At 47.6% G+C, this 17,379-nt stretch carries 15 protein-coding genes; 2 read left to right on the top strand and 13 right to left on the bottom strand.

Translation table 11 applies throughout. The features are described from left to right. Nucleotides 1-34: 34 nt before the first annotated feature. The 3 genes from MUB35_RS07635 to MUB35_RS07625 are packed head-to-tail and all read right to left on the bottom strand — an operon-like array spanning nucleotide 35 to nucleotide 3,344. Nucleotides 35-454 carry an aconitase X swivel domain-containing protein gene (locus MUB35_RS07635; protein WP_033142184.1) on the bottom strand — a complete coding sequence of 140 codons (420 nt, stop codon included), beginning with the start codon at nucleotides 452-454 and terminating at the stop codon, nucleotides 35-37. Beyond that, nucleotides 454-1,746, bottom strand: a complete 1,293-nt coding sequence (locus MUB35_RS07630) for an aconitase X (RefSeq protein WP_148393111.1) — start codon at nucleotides 1,744-1,746, stop codon at nucleotides 454-456. The genes MUB35_RS07635 and MUB35_RS07630 overlap by 1 nt, the downstream gene beginning before the upstream one ends. Nucleotides 1,747-1,775: 29 nt before the next feature. Continuing rightward, nucleotides 1,776-3,344 (bottom strand): BCCT family transporter, encoded by a 1,569-nt coding sequence (locus tag MUB35_RS07625; RefSeq protein WP_052099565.1) that lies wholly within the window; start codon nucleotides 3,342-3,344, stop codon nucleotides 1,776-1,778. A 430-nt stretch (nucleotides 3,345-3,774) separates the two neighbouring features. Here MUB35_RS07625 and MUB35_RS07620 point away from each other — a divergent pair, with 430 nt between their 5' ends. Beyond that, nucleotides 3,775-4,680 carry a LysR family transcriptional regulator gene (locus MUB35_RS07620; RefSeq protein WP_244805990.1) on the top strand — a complete coding sequence of 302 codons (906 nt, stop codon included), beginning with the start codon at nucleotides 3,775-3,777 and terminating at the stop codon, nucleotides 4,678-4,680. Between the two features lie 61 nt (nucleotides 4,681-4,741). Here the strand turns inward: MUB35_RS07620 and MUB35_RS07615 are convergent, their stop codons facing one another. The 8 genes from MUB35_RS07615 to MUB35_RS07580 all read right to left on the bottom strand — a co-directional run bounded on the left by MUB35_RS07615 (nucleotide 4,742) and on the right by MUB35_RS07580 (nucleotide 14,037). Then, a complete protein-coding gene (locus MUB35_RS07615; protein ID WP_244805989.1) occupies nucleotides 4,742-5,527 on the bottom strand; it encodes an ABC transporter permease in 786 nt (261 codons plus the stop codon). Nucleotides 5,528-5,531: 4 nt separating this feature from the next. Beyond that, nucleotides 5,532-6,335, bottom strand: coding sequence for an ABC transporter permease (locus MUB35_RS07610; RefSeq protein ID WP_244805988.1), 804 nt, complete (start codon nucleotides 6,333-6,335; stop codon nucleotides 5,532-5,534). A gap of 13 nt (nucleotides 6,336-6,348) precedes the next feature. Further along, the gene (locus tag MUB35_RS07605; protein WP_033142189.1) at nucleotides 6,349-7,137 is read right to left on the bottom strand and encodes an ABC transporter ATP-binding protein; all 789 of its coding nucleotides are present in this window, start codon (nucleotides 7,135-7,137) and stop codon (nucleotides 6,349-6,351) included. 224 nt (nucleotides 7,138-7,361) lie between these two features. Beyond that, nucleotides 7,362-8,975 (bottom strand): phosphoenolpyruvate--protein phosphotransferase, encoded by a 1,614-nt coding sequence (gene ptsP, locus MUB35_RS07600; protein ID WP_103732836.1) that lies wholly within the window; start codon nucleotides 8,973-8,975, stop codon nucleotides 7,362-7,364. 40 nt (nucleotides 8,976-9,015) lie between these two features. Continuing rightward, nucleotides 9,016-9,264 carry an HPr family phosphocarrier protein gene (locus MUB35_RS07595; RefSeq protein ID WP_033142191.1) on the bottom strand — a complete coding sequence of 83 codons (249 nt, stop codon included), beginning with the start codon at nucleotides 9,262-9,264 and terminating at the stop codon, nucleotides 9,016-9,018. A gap of 84 nt (nucleotides 9,265-9,348) precedes the next feature. Further along, nucleotides 9,349-10,812: a glycoside hydrolase family 32 protein gene (locus MUB35_RS07590; protein ID WP_244805987.1), complete on the bottom strand. Its 1,464-nt coding sequence runs from the start codon at nucleotides 10,810-10,812 to the stop codon at nucleotides 9,349-9,351. A gap of 12 nt (nucleotides 10,813-10,824) precedes the next feature. Further along, nucleotides 10,825-12,732: a PTS beta-glucoside transporter subunit IIBCA gene (locus tag MUB35_RS07585; protein WP_244805986.1), complete on the bottom strand. Its 1,908-nt coding sequence runs from the start codon at nucleotides 12,730-12,732 to the stop codon at nucleotides 10,825-10,827. Between the two features lie 324 nt (nucleotides 12,733-13,056). Beyond that, nucleotides 13,057-14,037 carry a LacI family DNA-binding transcriptional regulator gene (locus tag MUB35_RS07580; RefSeq protein ID WP_033142194.1) on the bottom strand — a complete coding sequence of 327 codons (981 nt, stop codon included), beginning with the start codon at nucleotides 14,035-14,037 and terminating at the stop codon, nucleotides 13,057-13,059. Between the two features lie 919 nt (nucleotides 14,038-14,956). Between MUB35_RS07580 and MUB35_RS07575 the strand changes: the two genes are divergently transcribed. After that, nucleotides 14,957-15,163 carry a hypothetical protein gene (locus tag MUB35_RS07575; RefSeq protein ID WP_244805984.1) on the top strand — a complete coding sequence of 69 codons (207 nt, stop codon included), beginning with the start codon at nucleotides 14,957-14,959 and terminating at the stop codon, nucleotides 15,161-15,163. A gap of 8 nt (nucleotides 15,164-15,171) precedes the next feature. Here MUB35_RS07575 and MUB35_RS07570 read toward each other — a convergent pair whose 3' ends face one another. Both MUB35_RS07570 and MUB35_RS07565 read right to left on the bottom strand, forming a co-directional pair. Further along, nucleotides 15,172-16,551: a sensor histidine kinase gene (locus tag MUB35_RS07570; RefSeq protein ID WP_244805982.1), complete on the bottom strand. Its 1,380-nt coding sequence runs from the start codon at nucleotides 16,549-16,551 to the stop codon at nucleotides 15,172-15,174. Then, the gene (locus tag MUB35_RS07565) at nucleotides 16,548-17,267 is read right to left on the bottom strand and encodes a response regulator transcription factor (RefSeq protein WP_148393119.1); all 720 of its coding nucleotides are present in this window, start codon (nucleotides 17,265-17,267) and stop codon (nucleotides 16,548-16,550) included. Before MUB35_RS07565 ends, MUB35_RS07570 begins: the two co-directional genes overlap by 4 nt. Nucleotides 17,268-17,379 lie beyond the last annotated feature (112 nt).

The following is a 17,379-nucleotide window of genomic DNA, read 5'->3' as shown; positions in this document are numbered from 1 at the left end:
TGTCTTTCTTTAAATATTCAGAAAGTTAAAAATTTTATTCTGCCCGTTTTAATATTTCTACGGTTCCCTTGTTGCCGTCCACGCGAATGTAGTCTCCGTCATGAATAATCTTGCAGGCCTCTGTTTCAGTCTCCACAACTGCGGGTATTCCCAGTTCCACAATACAGGCAGCACAGCGGGAATCCAGTTTTTCAATGACCCATGCGATGGGCTTGTGGCCTGCCACAGAGGCAGAATAAAAATGGCTGGCCCACCCGTTGCTTCCCTTGGCACAGGGAAGGATCAGGATCTTTCCCCCGATATACGCGCCGAATTTGCTGTTTGCTTCCTCTATGATGATACCCGTTTTTTCATCTAAACCGGCCCATCCCTGTACACTGTCAGGAAGAACAAGCGCTTCTCCTTCCATGACTCCTTCATAGGCTCCGCGTCCTTTGATCATCGTATTTTCCATTATGCTTCTCCTTTCCAATAGCCTGCTGCAGCGGCGTCAATACATTGATAGATATCGCCATAATAGATCGGGACATGCTTGCCTGCTCCAAAGCAGGAGTGCATATAATGTCCCTGTTTACCGGAATCCGTCACCATGGCAGTGACATGCGCAAAAGCTGCAGGATCCATGACCATAGCACAGCTGCTTGACAATACATTTCCGCCTGCCTCCTCAATCGTTTTTACAAAACCGCTTGCTTTTGCCATGGCAAGCGTAGACATATCTGTCCAGACATGGAGTTCCACACCTTCCGCTACCTTTTTCCCTTCTATATAATTTGCTACCTGCTGGATATCCTCCAGGCTGTAGTGCGGGCATCCCATCAGTACAAAGTTGATCTTGCCTTCTCCCGCACTGCAGATCTGGCGGCGGGATTCCTCATAATCCTCCTGTGTGATGGTAAATTCACCTCTGAGCGGTTTGTTTCCTCTGGCATCTTCCAGGGAACGCGCCTCGGGAGTCACACCGACAATATGGCACATTTCACATGCGCTCGTAGTAGCCATTGCGGTAAAGCACTGTTTCAACATGGTCAGGGTAGGTCTGTGGAAATCTCCGGTCAAAACAGGAACTCCGGCGGAGGGCAGCATACGCCCTACTGTGTAGCCAATGATATCCCAGTCAAATCTTGTCTCTGATTTACACTCAATGTGGTATACCGTATCCGCGTAACGGTTTTCCTGAAGATAAAATCCCCATTTAGGAGCACGGCCGCAGATGGATATCCATGTGATCGCCTCTTCTCCGTCTGCGTTGCATCTTGCGCCGAATGCAGAATTGCTCATGGTGATATTGCTGGATTCAGATGTCACCACATGTTCTCCGAATAACGGCACCCAGCCGTTCAGATACGGCGTGCAGGAACCGGCGATGCAGCAGCCTGCCTTCAGTGTACGTCTTAAATATTCTGTATTTCTGTCAAACAATTCTTTCGGAAGATGTGTCACTTTATAATCATATTGATCGCAGGGCGCAACACAGGTCTGACAGTAACAGGTCTTCTCAAATTCGCCTAATTCCACTTTTTCATCTGTACAGAGATACATTTTGGCAAATATCTCATCATATGTATCTGCATCGCAGGTCTCCAGATAGGAATGTGCCCCGAAATACAGTGTGGATTTTGTAATCTCAACCAGTTCTTCCGCGCCCACGACACGGGCATATTTTAAAACATTTTCCAATGCGATTTGTTTAAAACGGCCGAATTTTCCATCCAGCATGTCCTGTTCATATGGTGTTAATTTCATAGGAATACCTCTCTTTTCTCATACTATTTTTATTCTTCATCACTTTTTTCTGATTCCGGCAGCATGTCATTGGGATATTTTTGGATCTCTTTTGCCTGCTTAAAGAAGGAAAAAATACAGATTCCCACAATCAGCATAATCGGCGCCCCCAGGATAACATACATGGCTTTTACCGCATTGACACCATCTGTTGCAACAGTTGTATAGGCGGTAGCTGTGATCAGCAGACCCATGATGATCTTGAATTTTTTCGGTGCTTCATCATCCACGGTCAGATTATGTACAGACATGGTGGCAAGCACGGAAGCAATTGGGTCTGCCATTGTTGTGAAGGATCCAATGATCGCTATGATAAATACAATCTGCACGATATTTCCAATCGGCAGTGACTTGATGATCTGGAATACCGTTGCCTGCATTCCGTAATCCTGCACCATCCCCCATACATCCATGGTACCGCTGGTCTGCAGACTGATGGTCTGTCCGCCGAAGATACCTATCCAGGTGATACAGAAGATCGCAGGGATAATAACATTGACTACCAGGAACTCCCGAAGGGTACGTCCTTTTGCCATCCTGCAGAAAAACATACCAAATACCGGGCAGTACAAAATAAAGGAAGACCAATACTGGACGATCCAGTTGGCATACCAGGTATCATCTGAAAGGGTATTGTTGACTAACGTCTTAGACCCCCAGTTATCCAGTATCTTACCAAAGGACTCTGTGGTAAGTTTGCCGATAAATGCAGTATCACCACAGATAAATACATAAACCAGCAGGGCGCAGAAAATGAAAAATGTGATTGTAGATACATATTTCAGTCCTTTATGAATACCGGAAACACTCATAATGACAAACATCACACCGATAAAGGCAGCTACTAAAAAATACACAAAATTTGACTGGCTGATTCCAAATGCAGATTCCAGTCCGGCACCGATCTGCATCAGACCAACACCCATGGAGTTAGCGCATCCTCCGACCATGGCAAATATCATGACTCCATGAATCAGTGTCTCCAGCCATTGACGGCGGCCGAAAACCGGGTCTAATACGGAGTTGAACTGAAGTTTTTTACGGCGGTTGTAAACAGCAACCGTAAAGGCCACAGAACAGGCTCCATACAGCGCAAATTCAACAAAAGACCACTGCCACATAACCTGAGAGATCGAGAAGATCGCAGCATCACGAGTTCCAGGCTGGCAGCCGGCATATGCCGGCGGCTCAAAAAAGTTATAAAGCGGTTCTCCCATGGCCCAGAACAACAGCCCTGTGCCAATGCTTCCGCAGATAGTCATGGCGATCCAGTGAAATTTGGTAAATTCCGGCTTCGCGTCTTTTCCTCCGATCTTGATATCGCCAAATTTACTTATCATGATATACATGACGATCAAAAAACATACCAGGGCGAACAGGTTAATGACCCACCCTATTTTATCCGCCATACTGTACAGCATGGTATTCAGAACAGAAGCTAACTGTTCTTTAAAAAAGATTCCTATAAGCAGTAATAGTATTAAGCCTGCAAAAGCGGGCCAGAACGCCAGACTGTTGATCGAACCCTTTTTGTGTTTTTTTGTTTCTACATTCTTCATCTTTTACCTCCCTACTTTTGTCAAACACCTTCACGGTGAGCCCTTGCCGTTATACTATATCAGCGCTGATATAACATTGTGATTCTGTTTACACAACCGGTGCAAAAAAACATAAACTCTTCCATTCTCATAATAGAAAAGTTTCCGGACACCCTTCTTTCATAAGAACTTTGTTTCACTTTTGTGATTCTATGAAATATTTTTTTGTTTTTTGAAATAGTTTTATGTTTTTCTGATTAAACTTATGATAAAATGAAACTAATAAAAATTCAAATAGTTAAAAGGATTTACCAGCCATAACTTGAAACTATAGGTACTCTATGATAGAATGATTCAAACTAATTTCCAATCCATCAAGTTTACAGTCATCTTGTGTTTAGAGTGTGTATTTTTCGTGATATTATCAGCGATATGCTGAAGGAAGGTTTCTATGACACTACAACAATTAAGATATGTGGCTTCTATAGCCGAATGCGGCTCGCTGAGCAAAGCCGCCCGGGAATTATATATTGCCCAGCCCAGCCTCTCAAAGGCCATTGCCGAATTGGAGAAAGAAATTCAAAAATCATTATTTGTCCGCACACCCCGGGGTGTATTGTTTACAGACGAAGGCACTGAGTTTCTGGCTTATGCCAGACAGGTACTTCAGCAGATGGATACATTGGAAAAGAGATACGAGATCGGAAGTGTGAACAAACACTATTTTACGGTCAGTTCCCAGCACTATCCCTTTGCCTCTGAGGCGTTTTCAAAGGTAGTTGATTCCGTAAAAGACGAATTATATGAATTTATGTACATTGAGACACAGACTCAGGACATCATTGATAATGTACATTCATTGAAAAGTGAGGTGGGGCTTTTGTATCTGAGCCCGTTAAACAGCACGGTCATAAGACGTGTCCTCAAAGAGGCGCATCTGATCTTTGAACCCATATTTGAAACATTGCCTTATGCCTGTATGCGGAGAGATCATCCCCTGGGAAAGAGGACGGGCCTTACCCTGCCGGATCTGGCTCCGTATCCTTTTCTTTCCTACAATCAGAGCCACAGTAATACTTATTCCATGTCGGAAATTATACTGGAGCCCTTTCACATCAAAAAACATCTGATCGTGTCAGACCGGTCCAGCGCCACCAGTCTGATGCTTAACAGTGACGCCTACTGTATCACAGCAGGCCCTTATCCCGGCACCCTGCATGATGAGAGCTGGGTCTATATTCCCATATACGGCCAGGAAAAACTTATTGTGGGACAGATACGCAATGAACATATGATGATCAGCAAGCTGGCGCTTCGCTTTTTAGAGGCTCTGCAGGATATCGTCGGAGATATTTAAGCTGCATCACTGCCCCTCCTGGCACAGCATCCCATGCTGCCGGGAGGGGTTCGTTTTATTCTCAGCTTCCAACCGATTTATAATGCCTCACCCCCAGTTTCCACAGCCCGAAGCACGGCAGCAAAAATACGCCTCCCAAAAGCGGCAGAAACATGTAAAATCCCCTGCTGTCCTTGTCAAGGATATAGCAGATCGGATAATACTGAATCAGTGCATAGGGCACAACAAAAGTACAGAACTGCAGCACCCTTTTCCCATAAATGGCAACCGGATATTTCCCATACTCACGCGCCCCGTCCGTAAGCACATTCATGAATTCCAGCCCTTCAATGGTAAAAAAGCAGATCGCAGCATATACCAGAAATATCCCTGTAAAGACAGCAGTTCCGCCAAGCAGCATAAACACCACAGTCAGCACTTTATCCCAGGTCCATTCCACATGGCTTTTGGCAATTCCATAGGTAAACATCACCACAGCCTGCAGCATTCTTCCGATTCTGGTAAGCTCGATCTTACTTGCCAACACCTGAAATATTTCATTCCTCGGACGCACCATGATCCTGTCAAATTCCCCATTGCTGATAATGGAAGAAAACGTATCAAACCCTCTGGCAAATGCCTCCGCCAGGGAAAATTCCATCAGTGTGACAGCAAAGCACAGAAGCACCTGGCTGTATGTAAATCCCTCCACCTCATGAAACCTCTGAAACATAAAATACACGCCCAGAAACACATTAAAGGACACCAGAAACTGCCCTATGGCCGTCAGGCAGAAGGACGCTTTATACTGCATCATACTCTGTATCTGAATCTGCATATACTTCTTATATAACCGTAGATATCCCATCCTCTCATCCTCCCTGCACTGTGATCTTCTTCTCTGCCCTGCGCATCAGAAGTTTGCCTAAGAGGACCAGAACTGCCAGCCAGAACACCTGCAGCGCCAGCGCCGAAACCGCGGCTTCGTCTGCCAGATCGCCGCTGTAAATGCGCAGCGGCACATTCTGCATGGAGGCAAAAGGCAGAAGCTCCAGAACCGTTCTCACAGAGTCAGGAAAAAACGGAAGGGGAATGATGCTCCCCGCCAGCAGCTCTACTGCGGAGACAGCCACCATCCGTACTCCGTCCGGTGAAATCGTAAAAAATGTGACCACATAGACTAACATACAAAAAGCTACAACCACCAAAAAGCCCAGAAGCATTCCCGTCAAAAACAGAACCGCTGCTTTTGGGGAGACCGGCAGTGTCATTCCATAAGGGGCAGGCAGGAATCCCGCAGCCAAAAGGATTGGCATACACCGCAGAACAGCCTTGGATATCCGGTTGGCAGCACTCCTTGTAAACCACATGGTATAGATATCCATGGGACGGCACATTTCGTAGGACACATTTCCGTTTTTAATGCAGTCAAAAATCTCATTCTCCATAAGCCAGGCCATGAACAGGGCCAGAAAAGCCTGCTGAAGCCATATGTAGGAACAGGTCGCCTGCAGTGTCATGGGAAATGCTCCCGGGTCTGCCCGGTAAAAGGCCCGAAACACCAGCACCTCCATCCCTCCCCACACAAACTGCGTCACGATCCCCGCTGCCGCCGCTGCCCGGTACTGAAGGCCCATGGAGAAACGAATTCTGAAAAAGGACAGATATTTTCTCATACACACCGCCCCCTTATATCCGGAAACGGCGGTACAGATCCGCCACTGCCTGGTCCAGCCCCCTGTCCGCCCCCGGTATGTCATCCAGCGTACCATCCAGCAGGATTTTTCCCTTTCCGATGAGAATGATCCTGTCTGTCAGCGCCTCAATGTCCTGCATGTCGTGGGTGGTCAGTATCACGGTTGTTCGGTATTTTTCATTGCATTTGACGATGAAATCCCGTACTGCCAGTTTTGAAACTGCGTCCAAACCAATAGTTGGCTCATCCAGAAACAGGATTTTAGGGCTGTGAAGCAGAGACGCCGCGATCTCACAGCGCATTCTCTGGCCAAGTGACAACTGTCTGGCCGGTGTTTTCAATAGTTCCGACAAATTCAGCAGAGATGTAAGCTCCTCCAGATTGGCCTGATATGTATCTTCGGATATACTGTAAATATCTTTCAGAAGCTCATAAGAATCAATAACCGGCACGTCCCACCAAAGCTGCGTCCGCTGCCCGAAGACAACCCCGATATCCTTTACATGGGCAGTCCGGTTCTTCCATGGAATCCTCCCGTTGATGCTGCACACACCGCTGTCCGGTGTGAGGATTCCGCTGAGGATTTTGATGGTGGATGACTTTCCCGCGCCGTTTGGTCCGATATACCCAACCATTTCTCCCTCGCCGATGGAAAAGGAGACGTCATCCAGCGCTTTCACTTCCTCGTATTCCCGATGGAACAGAGTCTTCACTGCCTGCCCAAAACCGGCTCCGCGTCTCGCCACACGGAACGTCTTGCACAGGTGCTGCACTTCGATCATTTTGTTTTTCCTCCTGGTTTTGGCAAGCCACGATATCCCTGGATTTTGCCGGGGAAACCCGTGGCAGAGCCTTCCCTTTGCCGGGAAAGGAACTTTAGTGTAGCACTCGGGCAAACAGGTGTCAAGATGCCCTGCAATAAATTAAAGGCGCATACAGTCCCGGACCATATGCGCCTCCACATTCTCATATATTTTCTCAGTTCCCCTGCTGTATTATGGGCCTGTCATTCTGCTTTTCTGACTGCCTCACGGACCTGCAGCACCATGCCGGGAGCTACGGAAAGTTCATCAATCCCCATCTGCAGAAACTCTTTTGTCAGGGACAGGTCTGCTCCCAGTTCCCCACAGATTCCGACCCAGCATCCATGAGCATGTCCATTGTCAATGACCATGCGTATCAGCCGCAGAAGTGCCGGATGATGGGGGTCATAAAAGGCGTCAAGCCTTGGGTTCTGTCTGTCGATCGCCATGGTGTACTGACTCAGATCATTCGTCCCAATGCTGAAAAAGTCCACCTCTTTTGCCAGCATATCGCTGATGACAGCTGCTGCGGGCGTCTCGATCATGATTCCCTGTTCCACATTTTTGTAGGGGATATTTCTGGCATCCAGCTCCTCTTTTACTTCTTCTACTATTGCCTTGATCCTGCGCACTTCCTCCACAGAGGTGATCATGGGATACATGACCGCGATCTCTCCGTAAGCACTGGCCCGGAAAATAGCCCGAAGCTGGGTCTTGAACACCTCCGGCTCCTCCAGACAGATACGGATGGCCCGGTAACCCATAGCAGGGTTTTCCTCCTGCCCGAGATGGAAATACTCTACCTGCTTATCCGCACCGATATCCAGCGTCCTGATGATCACTTTCTTTCCGGCCATCATTTCCGCTGCCAGCTTATAGCTCTGGAACTGCTCCTCCTCAGTGGGGTATGTATCCTTTTCCAGGTAAAGGAATTCACTTCGGAAAAGCCCGATACCCTCCGCGTCATTTTCCAGTACCGCCGCCACATCCGATACACTGCCGATGTTGGCGTAGAGATTGATCTTTCTGCCGTCCGGGGTTACGGTCAGCCTGCCTTTTAACTGCTGCAGAAGTCTGGATCTCTCCCTGTCCTCCTGCTGTTTTTTCCGCATTTTTTCCAGTGTCTCCTCATCCGGATCAATGTAGAGAATCCCCTGGTACCCATCCACTATGGCCAGTTTTCCGCTCCACTCCTCCTTAACCGGAACGCCGATGAGTGCGGGAAGATTCATAGTCCTGGCAAGGATCGCCGTGTGGGAATTGGAAGACCCCAGTTCCGTCACAAAGCCCAGCAGCCTGGATTTGTCCATCTGTACGGTCTCACTGGGCGCCAGGTCTTTTGCGATCACAATGACCGGCTCCCGGCCTATGCTGCTCCCTGCCCTTTTATTTGACAGGATACCCACCACACGCTCGGAAATGTCCTTTACATCCGCTGCCCTTGCCTTGAAATATTCGTCATCCATCTCAGCAAACATCTGGGCAAAGTTATCGCCGGTCACAGCCACAGCATACTCAGCGTTGACCTGCTGGGAAAAGATGATGTTCTTTACAGAATCATTGTAATCCTCATCCTCCAGCATCATGGCATGTACCTCAAAAATCGCCGCATTGACTTCCCCGACTTCCTTCAGCGCCTTTTGGTAAAGCTGCTGCAGTTCCTCCACCGCACGGTCTCTGGCTGTTTCATAGCGTTCAAGCTGTGCCTGGCTGTCCTCCGCTTTGCAGCGTTTTACCTGCTGTTCACCTCTGGAATAGAAATAAACTGGACCAATCGCAACACTTTTATAAATTGATTTTCCGGTATACTGCTCCATGATAGCTTTCCTTTCTTTTCCCTATGCTTTGCGCCTTTATTTACAGGTTCTCCTCAAAGAACTTTTTGAGTATTTCCAAATCCTCTGTATTGTCTGTGGAAATGACGATCTCATCGCCTTTTTTCACTCCCAGTCCCATAACTGCCATGAGCTTTGAGGCATCCACAGTCTTCTCACCTTTCGTGATCGTGACAGCGCTGTCAAAACCTTTTGCCATTTTAGCCAGCATTCCTGCAGGTCTTGCGTGAATTCCGATTTCGTCCTTGATTACATAATGAAAAGATCCCATATTTTTTTCTCCTTTTCTTTGGTTTGATGCTGCATGTCAGCCATAATTATTGTGAAATGGCACATGCACCTATTGTTTCATTTATCATAAGCCCGTTAAGCATGTCTGCTTCTTCATCGTCCAGATATTTCCCGCATTTTGCAGGCCCCGGACCGAAAGCTGCCTTACGTCACTCTCTGTATAATATCTGGAGGTGAATACATATTCTCCCTCGTTCAGGTAGATTTCCATAAGTGAGGTATCCGCCAGGATACGGATACTGTAAAGCTTCGGTACAAGCGCTTTTCGTACCTTTCTTCCGGCTCCCATGGCCCCTTCAAAAGACAGGGAAAAGACGCCGTCCTCATATTTGAGTACACATTCCTCTTCTATTTTTATGATAAAAGACCTGGAATCTGTCTCCTTGATCACCCAGTCAAAGCAGGAATCCTCAACCAGAATCCCCTGTGTTTTTTCCGGATCCCGGTCCTGTCTGCTGCTTGAAAAAAGCTCTTTTTCCCGCAGCATTTCTGCCTCTTTCACAGGATACTGATACACTTTTCCATTCTTCCATTTAAGCTCCCTCGGTATAGTAAAGGCGTGCTGCCACCCCTGTTCCACCGTTGGATTGTTGTATTCTTCTTTGATATCAGGCAGGCCAGCCCAGCCTACAAGGATCCGTCTTCCCTTTTCATCCCTGAATGTCTGTGGGGCATAAAAATCAAATCCCATATCCCATTCCCGGAACTCTTTCGGCTCCCCTTCTTCCATCCATTTTTCAGGTAGTATAAAGTATCCGGACTGGTAAATATTCTGCCGGCAAAACTCTTCTCTTTTCAGCCCCTGGGGCGATACAGAGAGCAGCCACTGCCCATCCAGACAGAAGGCATCCGGACACTCCCACATGTAACCAAAAGACTCCCTGGTAGTCACTTCTCTTACAAATTCCCAGTGTTTTTTATCTTTGGATGCATATAAGAGCACGGCTCCCCGGTTGTCCTTTTTCCTGCCGCCCAGTACCATATAACAGGTATCCCCTGCTTTCCATACTTTCGGGTCACGGATATGGTTGGTATATCCTGTCGGGTAGTCTTTCATTTCCAGCAGACATTCCTTTTCCCGGAAATGAATGCCATCCTCACTGCATGTATATATCGTATTGGCCTCTCTGCCGCTGTTCACATAGTCATAATCCCCATCCAGCTTTACATTTCCCGTGTAAAAGATGTCCAGCAGCCCGTCCTCCGTAAATGCGCAGCCGGAGTATACTCCATGGCAGTCCCAGGAGCTGTCCGGCAGAAGCGGTGTCCCCTCATACTGCCAGTGCACCAGATCTGTGCCGGTATATTCTCCCCACACTTTCAGCCCGCCTTCCGGGTCAAAAGGGGAATATTGGAAAAAGAAATGGTATTTTCCCCTGTAAAAACAAAGTCCGTTCGGGTCATTGAGCCACCCTGCCGGGGGCATGATGTGGAAGCGAAGCCTCCACTTATCCGGGCCCGGCCGGTTCTGATATTCCGTCTCCCTGCGGCGTATCTCCCGCAGCAGCGTATCTCTCATCACATTCATATCTTACCGCCTCTACTTTACTGTGACTGCCCTGTCAAGTACCTGAATCTCTCCGGCTGCCTCCATGACAACCTCCTGGTAATCATCTGTGTTGGTGACAATAACCGGTGTGGTGATATCATATCCAGCCTTCTTAATATCCTCTATGGAGAAAGTAACAAGGGGCTGACCGGCATGTACACTATCGCCCTCACTGACATGAGTTTCGTAATATTTTCCGCCCAGCTCCACAGTGTTGATTCCTACATGAATCAGGATTTCTACCCCATCTGTGCTGGTAAGTCCCACGGCGTGTTTTGTATCAAAGACAGTCTCCACAGTACCGTCAAAAGGTGCGTATACCGTTCCCTCAGACGGGATCACAGCCATTCCTTTTCCCAGAATCTCACCGGCAAATGTGGAGTCTTTTACCTCTGTCAGAGGAATTGCATTTCCTTTAAGCGGGCTGTAAACCGTATTTTTTTCGCATCTAAATTCTGCCTGTGCGCTGCTGTTTTCCGTCTCACTGCTGTTTTCTGTCTCAGATTTCTGCTCTATACTCTCTGCCGCGGGTATCTGTTCTTCTCTGTATAAAACCCAGGAAATCACAAATGCTGTTATCACCGAAGCCGCAACCACCATAGTATACTGTACTGTATAATCCGTGGTGATCAGATAACCGAACAGCCCTGTAATCCCGTATGCGGAGGCGCCCACGCCGGTAAGTCCGGCCATCAGGCCGCCCACAGCTCCGCCCACGCATCCGGCGATAAAACACTTCATATAACGCAGATTGACACCAAAGATGACCGGCTCCGTAATTCCCAAAAAAGCGGAGAGGGAGGAGGGAAGTGCCAGTGCTTTCAGCTTCTGGTTCTTTGTCTTGAGAGCCATGGCAAGAGCCGCGGCCCCCTGTGCCACATTGGCCGCTGTGGCAATAGGCATCCAGATATTCAGCCCTTTTGAACTTAAAAGTCCGGCCTCCAGAGCGTTATACATGTGGTGCACACCTGCAACCACTGTGGGCGCGTATACAGCGCCGGCCAGAGCGGAACCAATGCCCAGAGGCAGCGTGATCAGGAACTGCACACCGTCCAGAACTCCGTTCTCAATCCAGGAAAAGACAGGACCGAACACGGTAAGCGTCAGATATCCTGTGGCCAGAACGGTCACCAGGGGCGTCACGAAAAGGTCAATGATCTCAGGGACAATCTTATGCAGCTTCTTCTCCAGCATGGACATAAACCATACGGCGATCACCACAGGAATCACATGCCCCTGATATCCTACCAGGTTGATCTGATACAGGCCAAACCAGGCATCTGCTGTCGGAATTGCCTCCGCGGAGGCCACAGACCAGGCATTCATCAAATCGGTATGGATCATGATCATACCGATGACAGCTCCAAGGAAAATGTTGCCTCCGAAGACCTTCGCCGCACTGATCGCTATCAGGATCGGAAGAAATACAAAGGCCGCATTGCTGAACAGATGAATGATCGTGTAAGTCCCCGACTGTGTCATAGCCGGGAATACTTTGCCAAGCCCTTCCAGAAGCCCCATCAAAAGACCGCTGGCCACAATGGCCGGAATAATGGGAACAAAGACATCCCCCAGGGTTTTGATCAGCCGCTGGAAAACATTCTGTTTAGAAGCCGCCGCCTGCTTCACTTCCTCTTTACTGGCAGCGGAAATCCCGGCAATGGCAATGAACTCATCATAGACCTTGTTCACTGTTCCCGTTCCCAGAATGATCTGGAGCTGCCCGGAGGCCTCAAAAACCCCCTTTACTCCCTCCACATTCTCCAGAGCCTCTTTGCTGCATTTTTCGTTGTCGCCGATAACCAGACGAAGCCTGGTGGCGCAGTGTGCAGCGGATACAATATTCTGCCTGCCGCCGATGTTGTCATAGATCTGCTGTGCAATGCTTCTGTAATCCATGCCTTTTCTCTCCTTTTCATGTTATCGTTCCCATATACATATCTAGTATTCTTTTATTTATCCTTTTGTATTCACGCTTTTCTTATATGGAATCGTTCTCATATCTTGTTTTCATTATATCCGAGATATCCGTCTTTGTAAATTGATAATCCTCACAAAACTGAAAGGCAAAAATCATGCATTTTTACCAAAGAACCTCCTCCCGCCTGTAGGACTGCTTTCCCCGTCCAATAAATTGAAAAAAGCCGGAATACCCCATATATGGGATATCCCGGTCACTTTGTTCCATTTACTGTTTTTCGCTGTCTTTTTCTGCTTCTCCCATTAACGAGTGGAGTTCTTCCTGATCACCTCAAAGCCCATCTTCAGCTCTTTGTTCACCGTTCTGTCTGTCTCAAGTATGTCCACCAGCATGGACGCAGCCTCCATCCCGCTTGTCTTATAATAAAAATGCACGGTTGTCAGGCTGGGCGTCACAAGCTTGCCAAGCGGTGTGTCACCTATTCCGACAAGCTGGATATCCTGTGGAATCGATTTCCCAATTTCTTTTAAATAGGACATAGCTCCGATGGCAATATTATCTGTGGCACAGAAGACGGAATCTACCTGAGGCACAGCCTCCAGAAGTTCTTTCATCTTCTCATACCCGGATTCAATACTGAACTTTGCCTCAGCCATCTGCTCCGGCCTGCAGACATTCCCCGCTTTTTTCATAGCTGCCTCAAAGCCCTTCTTCCTGCCGAGTCCCGCAGCCTCATCCTTTGTGGTCACACCGATAAAGCCCACGGTCCTGCCCTTTTCCAGCAGTAACTGTGTCACTTCCCTGGATGCATGGAAATCATCATGATAGACACAGGAATAGCCATCCAGATGCTGTCCCAGGATCACAACCGGAACCCTGCACTCCTTCAAAAGCTTCTTATGCCTGGCGGTAAATATAGTGGCAATAAACACAATGCCGTCCACCTGGTTATCTTTAAACAGGTTCAGGTATTTCAGTTCCTCCTCCACACTGTTGTTGGTATTTGCCAGAAGAAGCTGATATCCGTTCTTCGCCAGCACGTCACTGATACCTGCCACCATGCGGCTCACCGTGTCGGAATTGATTTTCGGAAGGATGACGCCCACAAGCCTGGTCTTCTTCGTGCGGAGCATCTGTGCCTGGCTGGAGGGCTGATATCCTGTCTCCTCAATCACCTTCCTGATCTTTTCTTTTTTCTCTTCACTTACATAGCCGTCATTGAGATAACGGGAAACCGTGGCCCTGGAAACCCCCGACAACTTTGCAATCTCATTGATATTCAACGCTCATCCTCCTGAAAGGCTTATTTTATCATGATTATAACCTGCCGAAATTTATAAATCAAGTTTTGATGATCGTTTAGTATTTTGAAGACCATTTGGAGTTAGTGTTCACACATCATCCGGAATGCACCAGCGTTTCAGATGAGCTGCAAAGCAAGGATGCCTGCCCGTTATATTGGGGGATGTACGTATAAATTTAAATTTTTTCCATTATTTATCTGTAAAAAAAGTAGCAGCAATCGGTAAAATTCATAAGATTACATACGAAATTCAGCGTTTTTTTTAAATTATCTGTAATGCAAGTAAATACCACACTCCAACCCCTTAATTTTACATACCAAACCCAGCATGTTCTTTCATTTTATCTGTAATGCAAGTAAATACCACACTCTAACTCCTTGATTTTACATATGAAACCCAACATGTTCTTTTAATTTATCTGTAATGCAAGTAAATACCACACTCCAACTCCTTAATTTTACCTACGAAACCCAGCATGTTCTTTCATTTTATCTGTAACGCAAGTAAATACCACACTCCAACCCCTTGATTTTACCTACGAAACCCAGCATGTTCTTTCATTTTATCTGTAACGCAAGTAAATACCACACTCCAACCCCTTGATTTTACCTACGAAACCCAGCATGTTCTTTCAGTTTATCTGTAATGCAAGTAATTACCATACTCCAACCCCTTAATTTTACATACGAAACCCAGCATGTTCTTTCAATTTATCTGTAATGCAAGTAAAGACCATACCCCAACCCCTTAATTTTACCTGCGAATCCCAACTTGTTCTTTCAATTTATCTGTAAAGCATGGAAAATTCAAGTCCAAGGTCCTGTACTTCCAGTCCCCAAAGCTATATTAATGAATAGAAAAACCCTGTCACAACAAAAAACTCAGCAAAGGAGATGCCATGTTAGAAAAAATCAAAGAATTTTTCAAAAGGGACTGGTCACTTGCGGAGAAGCTTCTCATCCTTCTCTGTTTCTTTTATCTGGGCATTGTCAAAGGATTCCTGTTAGCTCCCATAAAAAAGGGCGTCAGCTGCGGCAACAACAACGGGAACAATTACCCGGACAGCCGGAAGAACGGGGATAAAGAGGATAAAGAAGAAGCATAGGATGCACCTTACAGATAAATCCGCACGGCATACCCCTCTTCCCATTCCTTTTTCACAAATTCCACCCTGCCGTTATGGGCCTCCACAATCTGTCTCACAATGCGCAGTCCCATAATATGCACACGGGAACTTTCCGGTGAATCCGGATGTTTCAGCGCCCGGAGGATGGATTCCGGAATCCCGGGGCCGCTGTCTGAAAATAAAATACCGGCCCTGTCCCCCGCAATTTTCATTTTCACATAGACGGTACATCCCCCCGGGTTATGCCGGATGCTGTTTCCCACCAGATTCCGAAAGGCGCGCATGAGAAGCCCCCTGTCTCCGGTCAGCCGCAGACGCTCCTCCTTTGGCCCGATCTGCAGTTCTATCTCGTATACATCATCCAGTCCCTGATTATAATAATCCGCCGCACATTCCCGCAATAGCTCTGCCGGTGCATATTCTGTGACAGACAGCGGCTGGGCATGGTATTCCAGCTTGGAGGTCAGGTTCAGGTCTGATATGAGCTGCCGTATCACAAGGCTCTGCTGCTGTATCACGGCCGCTTTCTCCCGCTGCGCATCCGACAGCCCTTCTTCCTTCTCCAGTTCATCCGCATAACCCACGATCAGTGCAAGCGGTGTCCTGATATCATGGGAAACCCCTGCGATCCAATCCGTTCTGGCATTGTCCCTCTGCTCCAGCTTACTGTTCTGCAGACAGAGTATCTCTGACGCCTGATTCAGTTTCGCCGCCAGCTCATCAATCATCCCTTTTTCCGGAATCTCCACCTTCTCTTTCTTGGAAAGCGCCTCAATCCCTCCCGCAACAGGTTTTAAGGCTTTGTAAAAACGGTACCCGAATGCCAGTGCCAGGCAAAGGAGCAGCAGCAGATTCAAAATACAGAATATCCCTGCATTCCATTTTGCATTTCTCATCAGCGTGCCGTCCCAGATTGTGCTCAGCCTCACAATGCTGCCCTTGCTGCAGCCAAATACTAGAAGCCCGTCCCCATGCCGCCAGACATAGACCGGATAATCTTCCAGATACCAGCGGCTGAATGAGGCCACATCCGGTATGCCGAACTGCCTTGGTATTTCTTTCGGAAGTGCATACTCCCACACAGCTTTCCCGTCCCGGTCAAGAAGCATTGCCCACTGAAACGATGTCTCTTTTAATATGTCATACCCCTCCTGTGACAGCCCGTAACCCTCCCCCTGCCTGTGGATCCGGCTGCTTATCTTCTCCATATTCTGCCGTACGGTCATTCCGCTGTTTTGGTTCTCCCCCTCTGTTATACTGGTATATGCCATATATATAAACACTGCCAGATTGACAAAAATGACAAACACGGTAATAAATACAGCCGTCAGGATATACCTGCGGCTGATTTTCCATAGACTTTTCATCTCTGCCCCTCCTCCTTTTTCAGCCTGTAACCAAGGCCCCTGGCTGTCTGGATCCAGACAGGATGGGACGGGTCTTCCTCTATCTTCTCCCGCAGATGGCGGATATGCACCATCAGCGTATTTTCATATCCGTAATAGGAATCCTCCCATACAGCCTGGCAGATCGCGTCAAATGTTACGATCTTCCCCCGATTCTGATTCAGCTTTTTCAGCAGAAGCAGTTCCTTTGCCGTGAGGGAAACGCTTATTCCTTCTGCCGTCACCTGGGCATTTTCAAAAGAAATCTCACGTTTTCCCAGAATCAGAACCTTTTCCTCTTTCGGAAGCTGTACCGAAGAGAAATAGACACGCTTTAAGATGGCATGTATCCTCAATAGCAGTTCCTGAGGCAGAAAGGGTTTGGTGATATAATCATCCGCCCCCAGGCCCAGCCCGAACAGGCGGTCATTGTCCTCATCCCTGGCGGAGAGAAACAGAATGGGCACCTGGGACTGCTCCCTGAGTCTGCGGAACAGGGTAAATCCGTCCCCGTCCGGAAGCATGATATCCAGGATCACAAGCTGCGGCTCCTCCTTTAAGAAAACCTCCAGCCCGCTGCTGCAGCTTCCTGCTGTATATATGCTCTCAAACCCGCTCTTTGTCAGGATTCCGCTGATCATGGATACCAGCTCTGCGTTGTCATCTATCAATAAAATTTTACAGTCATACAAATTCATCTGTCTTCCCTCCTTCTGCCTTTATGATAAAACATTTCCCGCCTGATATCCACAGAGACCGGAAAATTTAAGGTAAAAATAAGGCAGCCTTCAGTCCTGATTAAGTTCCCTG

It is taken from the genome of Blautia sp. NSJ-175 (genome assembly GCF_022867815.1).
In the GTDB taxonomy this organism is placed as follows: Bacteria; Bacillota; Clostridia; order Lachnospirales; family Lachnospiraceae; genus Blautia; species Blautia celeris.
Note: the sequence above shows the minus strand (reverse complement) of the source record. Positions and strands in the feature narration are given on the sequence as shown.

Coding starts and splice junctions, on each gene's coding strand:
- MUB35_RS07635 (WP_033142184.1), bottom strand. CDS start 454: ATGGAAAATACGATGATCAAAGGACGCGGAGCCTATGAAGGAGTCATG.
- MUB35_RS07630 (WP_148393111.1), bottom strand. CDS start 1,746: ATGAAATTAACACCATATGAACAGGACATGCTGGATGGAAAATTCGGC.
- MUB35_RS07625 (WP_052099565.1), bottom strand. CDS start 3,344: ATGAAGAATGTAGAAACAAAAAAACACAAAAAGGGTTCGATCAACAGT.
- MUB35_RS07620 (WP_244805990.1), top strand. CDS start 3,775: ATGACACTACAACAATTAAGATATGTGGCTTCTATAGCCGAATGCGGC.
- MUB35_RS07615 (WP_244805989.1), bottom strand. CDS start 5,527: ATGGGATATCTACGGTTATATAAGAAGTATATGCAGATTCAGATACAG.
- MUB35_RS07610 (WP_244805988.1), bottom strand. CDS start 6,335: ATGAGAAAATATCTGTCCTTTTTCAGAATTCGTTTCTCCATGGGCCTT.
- MUB35_RS07605 (WP_033142189.1), bottom strand. CDS start 7,137: ATGATCGAAGTGCAGCACCTGTGCAAGACGTTCCGTGTGGCGAGACGC.
- ptsP (WP_103732836.1), bottom strand. CDS start 8,975: ATGGAGCAGTATACCGGAAAATCAATTTATAAAAGTGTTGCGATTGGT.
- MUB35_RS07595 (WP_033142191.1), bottom strand. CDS start 9,264: ATGGGATCTTTTCATTATGTAATCAAGGACGAAATCGGAATTCACGCA.
- MUB35_RS07590 (WP_244805987.1), bottom strand. CDS start 10,812: ATGAATGTGATGAGAGATACGCTGCTGCGGGAGATACGCCGCAGGGAG.
- MUB35_RS07585 (WP_244805986.1), bottom strand. CDS start 12,732: ATGGATTACAGAAGCATTGCACAGCAGATCTATGACAACATCGGCGGC.
- MUB35_RS07575 (WP_244805984.1), top strand. CDS start 14,957: ATGTTAGAAAAAATCAAAGAATTTTTCAAAAGGGACTGGTCACTTGCG.
- MUB35_RS07570 (WP_244805982.1), bottom strand. CDS start 16,551: ATGAAAAGTCTATGGAAAATCAGCCGCAGGTATATCCTGACGGCTGTA.
- MUB35_RS07565 (WP_148393119.1), bottom strand. CDS start 17,267: ATGAATTTGTATGACTGTAAAATTTTATTGATAGATGACAACGCAGAG.